The organism is Amycolatopsis sp. SID8362, assembly GCF_010550475.1.
In the GTDB taxonomy this organism is placed as follows: Bacteria; Actinomycetota; Actinomycetes; order Mycobacteriales; family Pseudonocardiaceae; genus Amycolatopsis; species Amycolatopsis eburnea.
Genome location: NZ_JAAGNB010001240.1, coordinates 1 through 1,713 on the forward strand (window position 1 = coordinate 1; position 1,713 = coordinate 1,713).

At 74.7% G+C, this 1,713-nt stretch carries 2 protein-coding genes and 1 pseudogene; 1 reads left to right on the plus strand and 2 read right to left on the minus strand.

Translation table 11 applies throughout. The features are described from left to right. Nucleotides 1-545 (plus strand): annotated as a pseudogene (locus G3I65_RS38540) (MFS transporter); the annotation flags it as partial. Between the two features lie 159 nt (nucleotides 546-704). Here G3I65_RS38540 and G3I65_RS38545 read toward each other — a convergent pair. After that, on the minus strand, nucleotides 705-1,361 hold the full coding sequence (locus G3I65_RS38545; protein WP_160700461.1) for a response regulator transcription factor: 657 nt from the start codon (nucleotides 1,359-1,361) through the stop codon (nucleotides 705-707). Next, nucleotides 1,349-1,713: ATP-binding protein (locus G3I65_RS38550; protein ID WP_345944099.1), on the minus strand; the 365-nt coding region annotated here is incomplete at its 5' end. The genes G3I65_RS38550 and G3I65_RS38545, both read right to left, overlap by 13 nt.

A 1,713-nucleotide genomic window follows, 5' to 3' on the forward strand; every position in this document is an offset into this window, starting at 1 on the left:
CGGACGGCCTGCGGGCCGAACTCGCCGTGCTGCGGCCGCTGGCCGGGGTGCTGCTGGCCGGTGCGCTCGTCAACGCGGCCACCTTCGGCGTCTTCACCTACCTGGCGCCGGTGGCCGCGGGCGTCGCACCGGTGCCGGTGGTGCTCGGCGCCTTCGGGGTGGGGTGCTTCGCCGGGATCACCGCGGCCGGGCGGCTCGCCGACCGGTGGCCAGGCCGGGTCGTCGCCGTCGGTGGTCCGCTGTTGCTGGCCGGGTGGGTCGCGCTGGCATTGACCTCGGACGTCCCCGCGGCGCTCGTGCCCCTCGCCTTCACGCAGGGCGCGCTGTCCTTCGCCGTCGGCGGCACGGTGATCGCCCGGATCCTGCGGCTGGCCGAGGGCGCCCCGACGATGAAGGGGTCCTACGCGACCGCGGCGCTCAACGTCGGGGCCACGGCCGGGCCCGTGCTCGCCGGGGCGGTGGCGAACCCGTTCTGGCCCGCCGCCGCGCTGATCACGGCCGCGCTCACGACCTACGCCTTCGGGGCTCCGGCAAGCAGCAGATGAGAAGCGCCCCAATGTGGCCTTGGGTGCGTCAGACGCACCCAAGGCGGCCTTCGGTGCGTCAGACGCAACCAAGGCCGCCTTGGGGCGCTTGAGGCCGGGCCGAACCGCACGGCCGGCGGATCGATGCCGTCAGCACCCGGATGCGGGGTGGTGCCTGCGCTACCCCGCATCCCGCTGCAGGTACGCCAGCACGGCCAGCACCCGCCGGTGCCCGCCGCCTTCGTCGGACGGCAGCCCGAGCTTCGCGAAGATGTTGCGGATGTGCTTGAGCACCGCGCCGTCGCTGACGACGAGGAGCTCGGCGATCGTGCCGTTGTTGTAGCCCTCGGCCATCAGCGCCAGCACTTCGCGCTCCCGTGCGGTCAACGCGGCCAGCGGATCGGCGGCCCGGCGGCGGGCCATCAGCTGGCTGATCACCTCGGGGTCCATCGCCGTGCCGCCCTTGGCGACCCGCTGGAGCGCGTCGACGAACCGCTCGACCTTGCCGACGCGCTCCTTGAGCAGGTAGCCGACCCCGCCGACGCCGTCGGCGAGCAGCTCGACCGCGTAGCCCGTTTCGACGTGCGCGGACAGCACCAGCACCGGCAGGCCCGGGTGGATCTCGCGGGCCCGCACGGCGGCGCGCAGGCCTTCGTCGCGGTGGGTCGGCGGCATCCGCACGTCCATCACGACGGCGTCCGGCCGGTCGCCCTCGACGAACGCGAGGAAGTCCTCCGCGTTGTCGACCGCGGCGGCCACCTCGATGCCCGACGTCTTCAGCAGCAGCGCGAGACCTTCGCGCAGCAGCGCGTCGTCCTCGGCGATCACGACCCGCATGGCAGCTCCACTCGCAGCACGGTCGGCCCACCGGGTGGGCTGGTCAGGGTCAGCGTTCCGTCGAAGGCCTCGGCGCGCCGCCGGATCCCGGCGAGCCCGCTGCCCGCGGATTCGTCCGCGCCGCCGCGGCCGTCGTCGCGGATTTCCAGGCGCAGCAACCCGGGCGGGCCGCTCAGCGTGATGTCCACTTGGGACGCGTCGGCGTGCTTGGTCACGTTGGCCAGCGCCTCGGCGACGACGAAGTACGCGGCCGCCTCGACGGCGGCGGGGCGCCCGGCGTCGCCGGAAACGGTGACGGTGACCGGGACCGGGCTGCGTTCGCCCAGCGCGCGGACGGCGCCGGCCAGGCCGC

What these genes read in the sequence shown, in the direction of transcription:
- G3I65_RS38545 (WP_160700461.1), bottom strand. Translation starts at nt 1,361, where the DNA reads ATGCGGGTCGTGATCGCCGAGGACGACGCGCTGCTGCGCGAAGGTCTC.